The sequence below is a fragment of the Staphylococcus pasteuri genome, assembly GCF_003970495.1.
GTDB lineage: Bacteria > Bacillota > Bacilli > Staphylococcales > Staphylococcaceae > Staphylococcus > Staphylococcus pasteuri.
This window is the reverse complement of the sequence record NZ_RXWW01000072.1, coordinates 1-9,236: the sequence shown is the minus strand read 5'-3', so window position 1 is coordinate 9,236 and position 9,236 is coordinate 1. Positions and strand designations below refer to the sequence as shown.

The 9,236-nt window shown below is 29.3% G+C and carries 9 protein-coding genes and 1 pseudogene; 6 read left to right on the top strand and 4 right to left on the bottom strand.

What is annotated here, in order from left to right; translation table 11 throughout:
* The first annotated feature begins 173 nt into the window (after positions 1-173).
* The 5 genes and pseudogenes from CD121_RS10200 (at position 174) to CD121_RS10180 (ending at position 4,854) form a co-directional block, all read left to right on the top strand.
* Positions 174-836 (top strand): DUF5079 family protein, encoded by a 663-nt coding sequence (locus CD121_RS10200; RefSeq protein ID WP_126568158.1) that lies wholly within the window; start codon positions 174-176, stop codon positions 834-836.
* Positions 837-890: 54 nt separating this feature from the next.
* Positions 891-1,522, top strand: a pseudogene (locus CD121_RS10195) (DUF5079 family protein).
* Positions 1,523-1,566: 44 nt separating this feature from the next.
* A complete protein-coding gene (locus CD121_RS10190; protein WP_070452861.1) occupies positions 1,567-2,181 on the top strand; it encodes a DUF5080 family protein in 615 nt (204 codons plus the stop codon).
* Between the two features lie 13 nt (positions 2,182-2,194).
* Entirely contained in the window at positions 2,195-2,974 is a 780-nt protein-coding gene (locus CD121_RS10185) for a tandem-type lipoprotein (protein WP_126568156.1), read from the top strand.
* A gap of 185 nt (positions 2,975-3,159) precedes the next feature.
* Positions 3,160-4,854, top strand: a complete 1,695-nt coding sequence (locus CD121_RS10180; protein WP_126568153.1) for an ABC-ATPase domain-containing protein — start codon at positions 3,160-3,162, stop codon at positions 4,852-4,854.
* Between the two features lie 72 nt (positions 4,855-4,926).
* On the opposite strand, the gene CD121_RS10175 is transcribed toward CD121_RS10180, so the two are convergent.
* The 4 genes from CD121_RS10175 to CD121_RS10160 form a co-directional block, all read right to left on the bottom strand.
* A complete protein-coding gene (locus CD121_RS10175; protein ID WP_070452870.1) occupies positions 4,927-5,286 on the bottom strand; it encodes a hypothetical protein in 360 nt (119 codons plus the stop codon).
* Positions 5,287-5,471: 185 nt separating this feature from the next.
* A complete protein-coding gene (locus CD121_RS10170) occupies positions 5,472-5,822 on the bottom strand; it encodes a DUF4064 domain-containing protein (protein ID WP_046467206.1) in 351 nt (116 codons plus the stop codon).
* Between the two features lie 252 nt (positions 5,823-6,074).
* Positions 6,075-6,737: an ABC transporter ATP-binding protein gene (locus CD121_RS10165; RefSeq protein WP_126568151.1), complete on the bottom strand. Its 663-nt coding sequence runs from the start codon at positions 6,735-6,737 to the stop codon at positions 6,075-6,077.
* 15 nt (positions 6,738-6,752) lie between these two features.
* A complete protein-coding gene (locus CD121_RS10160; protein WP_070452876.1) occupies positions 6,753-7,802 on the bottom strand; it encodes an ABC transporter permease in 1,050 nt (349 codons plus the stop codon).
* Positions 7,803-8,003: 201 nt separating this feature from the next.
* Here CD121_RS10160 and CD121_RS10155 point away from each other — a divergent pair, with 201 nt between their 5' ends.
* On the top strand, positions 8,004-9,029 hold the full coding sequence (locus tag CD121_RS10155) for an SDR family oxidoreductase (RefSeq protein WP_070452879.1): 1,026 nt from the start codon (positions 8,004-8,006) through the stop codon (positions 9,027-9,029).
* Positions 9,030-9,236: the final 207 nt, after the last annotated feature.

The window sequence follows — 9,236 nt, the reverse complement described above, 5'->3', positions numbered from 1 at the left end:
ATTTGAGACTAAACAACTAAATATTGTTTAGTATCTATTTTTATAAATATGATAAAATTAATGAGAATTACAATTATTAAATAATTGATTTGAAAAGAGTTGAAATAGTATATTTCAAATTTAAATAAGTAAGTGGCAAATAAAAGAATTTATTCTTTAGAGGAGAAGGTAAGATGGAAGAAAGTCTAAAACAATTACGTAAACCTACTATTCAGGTAATGAATTTTATTTCATTATTAATGATTTTATTATCAACAACACAATATTTTTATAGTTTGACTATGGAAACTACCCCAATATACTTAATTATTACGACTTTAATTGAAATAATAGTCATACTATTAGGGCTTTTACAGTTATTTGAAAAAAATACTGCTAATCCTTTAAAGAAAGCAAAAAGATATTTAATAGTAGGGATTTTGACTAGTTATTTTACGTACTTATCATTTTATAATCTTTATTTTTTTATGGCTGAAGAAAATAAATATGATTTAACTAGATTTTGGATTGTTGGTTTTGTTTTTCTTTTTATATGCAGTTGTGCACATATATGTAGTCTTTTGTTAATGGGCAATACTAATCATTGGTTCAAAGGCGATAAAACAATGTGGATTATAATATTAAAAATAATAGCATGTACTTTTTATGTTCAAAAGATTATAGAATACATAATGATTCCTAATGTTGCAGAATCACATTTTTTAATCATATTAAGTATGTTTATGATTTTTGTTAGTAATTTACTAGTGAGTCAATACTATTTATTATATGGAAGAGTGTTAACCGATGTTAATAAAATAAGTAAAGATAAAAAAAGAGATAAACACGATAATTAATGGCTCAGGCTTATTAATAATGCCAAATATAGTTGAAATGGAGTTAAATTAAAATTGGAAGAATCATTAAAACAGTTGAGAAAGCCATCTATACAAGTAATGAACGTGTTATCAATATTGTTTATATTAGCGTCAGCTATTCAATATCATTATGATCTTACATTTGAAAATACCCCTAAATATTTATTGATTACGACAGCAATTGGGCTTGTAATCAATATATTAGGATTATTACAAATGTTCGAAAGTAAAATAACTAATCCTACAAAACAAGCAAGAAGATATTTAATAGTTAATATTTTAACTTGCTATTTTACTTATATAACAGTTTATAATTTATATTTTTTTGTAGCAGCTGAACATCATTATTATTTAGATAAGTATTGGTATGTTGGGTTCATTACTTTATTTGTATGCAGTACACTCCATATTCTAAGTCTAATTTTGATGAGCTTTTATCCAAATTGGTTAAAAGTAGATAAGGTTATAGTCATTCTAACACTAAGGTTATTGCATCATTAATATACGTTCAAAAAATCATTGAATATATAATAGTTCCTAATATTGCTGATTCTCATTTTGTATTTATTGTATCTATTATCTTGATTTTTACTTGTAACTTTTTAGTTTCTCAATACTATTTATTATATGGAAGAGTATATACTGCAGTTAATAATTCTAATTAAATCTATTGGCTGATATTTTATCAAATGGAGGAAGAATAAACCCGATGGATATTTTACTTGTTATCATTGTATTTGGCTTATTTTATTTAGTGCATTTTACATCTGTAATGCATTCAGGCGGACTTAAAGTATTGCCAACAATGACCTATATTATAGCTCTTATTTTATATTTAATTCCTGTGATTCTTATAAAAGAAGAAAGTGCAAACCAGTTTGAAAACTTGATGCTTATATTAAATATAGGTGTGTTGTTGTATGGAATTATGGGAGTAAGGGGATTATGGTCTAGACCCTTAAAAATTAAAATTCAAGAGTTAACTAAGTCCTCAGATAAAATGATTACACAACAGAAATATGACAAAATTGAAAGTATGAAAATTAATTTAGAAATAGCTAAATATAAAGGAATAATATCATTAGTGATGTCATTTATCTTTATGATAACGATGTCTATTAAAGCTTCATCACAATATAAAGAAGATTTTGCATTTGACAACATTATCATACTCTTTATTTTTATCGCAATATTTGTTATTTACATAATTATAGATATTATTTTAAGAATAATAAAAGGACGATGGAGACTCATATCTATAAGACCATTACTGATGTCGATTTGGTCATTTATTTTCATAATGATATTACTAATACAAAGATAAGATAGGTGAAGATATGAATATATCGAAAAAATGGTTGTTAGTTATTATCATACCTTTAGCAATTGTACTCATTATAGTTGGGATTTATTATTCATGGAAACTCAAAAAAGAAAATGAAATCAAAGATAGTTTTGCAAAAACATTAAAGATGTATCCAATCAAAAATTTAGAAGACTTATATGACAAAGAAGGATATCGAGATGAAGAGTTTGATAAAGATGATAAAGGTGAGTGGATATTAAGATCTGCTATGGCGACAACAAACGATGAAGATGAATTAGTTTCAGAAGGCATGTTGTTGAAATTTAATAGAAATACAAAAACAGCTAAAGGCTATTATTTTATCAATAAGTTTAGTAATGATAATAGTAAATATGATTTAGGTGAGAAAAGAGCAAAATATCCAGTTGAGTTAAAAAACAAACATATCCATATAACAAAAGATATTAAAGATAAAAAATTAAAAAATAAGATTAAGACTTTCAATTTTTTTGCTCAATATGCAAACTTTAAAGATTTAAAGAAATATAAAAATGGTAATATTGAATATAATCCAGAGGTTCCTAGTTATTCAGCAAAGTACCAACTATCAAATAGCGATTTTAATGTGAAAAAAATTAGAGAAATATATAAAGTACCAACAAAAAAAGCACCTAAATTTACTATGAAAGGTACAGGGGAATTAAGCGGAGTTTCTATAGGAGATCAGTCAATAGAATATACTTTTGAAGAAGGTAAGAAAAATAATATATATTTTACAGATTCTATTGAATATCAACCAACGAAAAATTAAACAAACCACTCGAATAGCGTCCGATACCTTTATTATAAACAATGGTGTTGGGGGCTATTTTGTATATTCCACTGTTTAATATTATGCTAAAAATGGCTTTTTATATTGATGATTGAACGTTTAATTGAAAATGCTTAACGGGTAATGTGTACAGATAGATGTCATGTTCTTAAGGAGAATAATTAATGAAACAAGCACAAGAATTAAAAAAGATGTTAACTCAACTAGATGGACAAAAATATGGTGCTTATAAACGTACAAAAGGGATGTATCAATTTGATGACTTTCGATTAGCCATCGACCATGTCCAAGTAGATCCTTTTGCATCGCCCTCAAAAATGAGACTAATTATAGATAGAAAAGTAGTTGGCATACCCGCTGACTTTTTAGATACAAAAGATAAACGTATTGCAGTTGCTGACTTTTTAACAAGAAATGTAGCTCGAAAATTAAAAAGCATATTATCAAAAGCAAAAGGACAACATAAAATCTTTATCGATCGTTGTGGTCAAGAGATGCTTCAACGCACATCTGTAGTTATTAATGATGATGTCATAGAGGTACGTCTAGAGGTAGGTCTTCCTGCTGCAGGTCGCAAAATTTTAGGGAAAGCTGCAGCATCAACAATAACTCAAGTGTTACCACAAGTAGTTAATCAAGCGCTCAAATATCAACAAATGGATCAACAAGCATTAAAACGTCAAATTGAGTTAAAACTAAATCAAACGTATATTAGAGAGCAACTAAATCAACAAAACTTAATCGCATTTGTAGCTAATGGTTCCATATTACCTAGGAAAAGTGGCGTGTCAGATTGGCCGATGACTGAAGCTATTGCATTTACCAGTCCAAAATCATGTGAAATAACAATGAACGTGCCATACGGTAAGCCTGTTGTAGGTATGGGAATTACAAAAGGTATTACATTAATCGTTGGTGGTGGCTACCATGGTAAGTCTACCTTATTACAAGCACTCGAACGAGGTGTTTATGATCATATCAATGGCGATGGTCGTGAGTATGTAATTACAAATAATAGTGCGATGAAAATACGTGCAGAAGACGGTAGAAGTGTAGAAAAAGTGAATATTCAACCATTTATTGATCACTTACCAGGTAAAAAAGATACAAGTCAATTCTCAACTGATAATGCAAGTGGTAGTACGTCACAGGCGACCAATGTGATGGAAGCATTAGAAGCACGTACTAAAGTATTATTAATTGATGAAGATACATCGGCAACGAATTTTATGATTCGCGATGGCCGTATGCAGAAGTTAATTGCACCTGAGAAAGAACCGATTACCCCATTTTCAAATCGAGTGAAACCTCTGTATGATGATTATGATGTTTCGACTATTTTAATCGTAGGTGGTTCTGGTGATTACTTTGAAGTCGCTGATCAAGTATTAATGATGGATGAATATGTGCTAAAAGATGTGACTAAAGAAGCTAAAGAAATTGCACAAACAGCAGGATATGAACGTGAAGATACTTCTCATAAGACATTTGGTGAAATTCCGTCTCGTATCCCTCTTAAAAATAGTTTTAATAAAAAGGGAAAAGATAGTCGACTTAAAGCTAAAGGACAACATGCAGTCATGTATGGAAAAGAAACGATTGATATTAATGGCTTAGAACAATTAGTAGATGATAGTCAGACTAACACACTCGCGATGATGATCGATTATATCCAACAACACGAGTTAGGTAACGACAAGACAATCAATGATATCGTTGATGATGTATATCAACTTATTGAACATAAGGGACTAGAAACAATATCACATCATCAAGGCCATCCAGGTAATTTAGCACTACCACGTAAACAAGAACTCATAGGGACATTAAACCGCTATCGTGGGTTGAATATGAAGTAATAACAACATGCGCATGTATCAGAGTGTACGTTATGTACCATGATAGCATGCGCATCGTTTATGTAATATCGATTATCTTTTGAATGGTTTATTTTCATTGTATTCTTCTTCTGTCATGAGCGTACTTTTTCTTTGAATTCCATAATCTTCTATATAAAATCGTTTACCAAGTTTTAAATAAGGCACAACCATAGCTCTGAATTTTACTCTTTTATAAAGAAGTGAAAAACCAATTTTAAAATACTTTTGACGTTCGAAAAGCCATAAATGATCTATTGAAATGCCATTAATTTGAACATCTTTGAGTAAAATTCGTACATTTCGTTTATATGGTAAATCACGATCTAATTTATTTTTATATCCAATATATTCAAGCCTACCAGTAACAACTACTGATTTATTCCGAAAAGGTTTCAATTCATCTCTTCTCACATGACCACCCCTTACTATATCACTTATTATAAAAATAATATCACAAAATTATTGATTTTATTTATAAAATGAGTTATGGAGAGGCGGTTATATCAAAAAATAAAAATTTCTCCTCAATGATATTGATGACAAATGACATTAAATAAAAATAACCTTCATCCAATACTGAATGAAGGTTAAAAATATTACTTTCTTATTAATGCTAAAATACCAGCAACTAAAATTAAAATACCTGATAAGATACCAAAGAAGCTGATGAAAACAAAATTTAAAATTCCACCAATAATTAAAAGAACACCCATTAATACTCTTTTCTTATTGATGATACAGCTTAAGATTAATGTAATGATACAAGTGAGTATGACAGCTACGCCTAAACCATAAACTTGACCACTATCAGATGCTTCAAATTCATTGCCAATACTACCAACCATTATTGCAAATAGTCCACCAAGCATACCAAAAATACTTCCCATAATACCCAATACCATTTCGGCTACTCGATTTGTTTGTCTTTCAAATTGATAATTATTCATTAATTCACCTCATTTTATGTATACTATTAATATATCCTATATAAAAAATAAAATAAATAGTTTTGTTACAACTATTTTTATTAAAATCAAAAATTCTTTACGAAACAAATTAATAAACAAAAAGAAGTTGTTCTCACTTTAAAGACGAGAACAACTTCTTTAATGATGGGTGATAATGTAACTACAAAAATAAAAAAGTATTAAATCATTAACTAACTCTAACTATTACGTTATAAAAAATGTGATTTTAAATCATTGCTCTTTTAACACGCCGTCTTTCATATGATAAACTTTATCGCAAAATTGTGTGAGACGTTCGTCGTGTGTAACGATGATACATGTTTTGTTTCGTTGTTTTGTTTGGTTTTCTAATATTTTCATGACGGCCATAGCGTTATCTGTATCGAGTGAAGCGGTTGGCTCATCAGCTAAAATGAGTGATGGGTCTGTAAATATCGCTTTAGCTATAGCAACACGTTGTTTTTGTCCACCTGATATTTCGCTCGGCAATTGATTTTCTATTTCAACTAATCCCAATTGTTCCAACAATGTTTGGTATTCTTCTTTATTAAGTGTGTCTCTTTTATATTTTTTTAATAACTGAAATTGTTGTTTAACTGTTAAAAAAGGTACTAAATTAGTCGATTGTAAAATAAATCCAATTTCTTTAATTCTGATTCGTGCCAAAGCTTTTTGGTTTAATTTAGTAATATTGTCATCGTTAATCCATATCTCACCAGATGTTGGTGTTTGTAACGCGCCAGCCATAGTTAAAAATGTACTCTTACCAGAACCAGATGGCCCAACAATTGCGATTAATTCACCTTGGTTAAATTTCAAATCAGTCGGTTTAACTGCTTCAATAATATGATTACCATCTTTGAAGGACTTTGTAACGCCTTTGAACTCTAACATAGCACACACTCCTTTCTATCCAATTGCTTTTAGTGGGTCGATTTTTCTAATAGATAATACTGAAAATAGACTTCCTAATAATGAAATAATGATAAGTACTAAGCCAAAAATTAATAACGTACCCATATTAAATTGTATAGGAACAGCATCTGGTAAAATAGTACTCGTTAATAGTGTGAGTACGAGTCCAATTGCAGTACCAATGAGTGATAATATAAATGTTTGAGCAAGCACCATCTTTGCCAAATATCCATTCGTAAACCCTTGTGCTTTTAATACGCCAAATAACTGCGTTTTTTGAAGCGTCATAACATATAAAAAGACGCCAATCACAGTTGCTGAAATCACAAATAAGAAAGAAATCATAAAATTAAGTGTCATATTTTGAGCTTTATAACCCGGTAGATTTTCAATAAATTGATCAATTGAAACCCCTTCAAGTTCACTATCTAACTTATGATTTTTCCAATTTTTATCTTTAACTACAACGGCATTTGTTTGATTTTTAGATAAAGCTGGATTAATCTTTTCTATAGTTTTGTTGTTGGAAAAAATAACAGGAGATGCATTATATTTCGCACTTTCTGAGACACCAACAACTTTTAATTTTTCATCTGATTGGGATAATGACAATGTATCACCAATTTTAAAACCTTTATCTTTAAGCGTTTGATCTATGATTACCTCATTTGTTTTATTAACTTTATTACCATCAACTAATTTGGGTATTAAAAATGAATCTGAAGTGACACCAAAGAGTAAAGCATTTTCTTCTTTATTATCATTTGAAACAATAACACCTTGTTGTTTTAAAGGTGTTGCTTCATTAAATTCATTACTTATTTTAGAACGATCAAATACTGATTGTTCAACAGTTTGATTAGCATCTTTGTTCAAAATAATGGCATTTGCATGCCACTTTTCAATGCCTTCTGTATTCATCTTAATTAAACCGTTAGCTAAGCCAGATAGTAAAAATAATAAATAACTTATGAGTACTAGAATTCCGATAATTAAGCTGAATTTGAGTTTATTTCTTTTAATTTCATTCCAAGCTAAGAACATACATACTTAACCTCCTTTTAAACATTAGTTCCATCACCTTTATTTCTTAAAGATACCATTTTTTGGTATGAAGTATAAGTTTAGATGATGAGAAAAAATAAAAATATTGATATTTAGGTATTTAACATATAATTAGTTAGTTGATAGATTTTTAAACTGTTATAATAAAATCTCAATTGGATAACCTGAGGAGGTTAAATTATGAATGATAAAGTATTAGTAACAGGCGGTACTGGATTTTTAGGTATGCGTATCATTTCTGAATTATTAAAAGACGGCTATGAAGTACGTACAACTGTACGTAAATTAGATAAAAAACAACAAGTAATCAAAACATTGCAAAATAACCATATCAATACTGATAAATTAGAATTTGTTGAAGCAGATCTTTCTAAAGATGAACATTGGAATGAAGTAATGCGCGGATGTAAATATGTATTAAGTGTAGCTTCTCCAGTATTTTTCGAAATTCCTGAAGATGAAAGTGAAGTCATTCGACCAGCGATAGAAGGTATTCAACGTATCTTAAGAGCAGCTGAAAAAGAAAATGTTAAAAAAGTAGTTATGACATCTAACTTTGGTGCAGTAGGATTCAGTAATAAAGATAAATCAACTATTACAACTGAAAAAAATTGGACAAATCAAGATGAACCAGGTCTTTCTGCTTATGAAAAATCAAAACTATTAGCTGAAAAAGCAGCTTGGGATTTTGTTAATAATAAAGACAACCAAATTGAATTTGCGACGATTAATCCAGTTGCTGTGTTAGGAAAATCTATGGATTCTCATGTATCTGGTAGCTTTGATATGATTAAAAACATTATGAATGGATCAATGAAACGTGTGCCAAATGTACCTTTAAATGTAGTTGATGTCAGAGACGTTGCTCGTTTACACGTTCTAGCAATGAAATCAGACGATGCTAATGGTAAACGATTTATTGCTTCTGCAGATGGTCAAATTACCTTAGCAGAAATAGCTAAATTAGTGAAAAATAAACGTCCTGAACTTTCAGAAAAGGTATCAACTAAAACGTTACCTAACTTTGCAATTAATATTGGTGCTTATTTCAATAAAGAAGCCAAAGAGGGTAAATTACTATTAAATATGAATAGAAATATAAGTAATGAACAAGCTAAATCTATTCTTGGTTGGCGTCCGATTGGTTCACAAGAAGATGCAGTACTAGAAGCTGTAGATAGCATGGCAAAATATAACTTATTTTAATTAAGACGAAGAAAAAGAGTAACCGAAAGATAAAGTTCTTAGACAAGTGAAAAAAGATAATTTCTATTGAAGTAATATAGAAATTATCCTTTTCATTATTTTTTAGTATTTTAATATAAAATTATGTACAAATACGTAGTATTTATGGCAAGACTCCTGAGGGAACAGTACTAGTTGAAGACCTTAGAAATTCTCACAGATTTATCT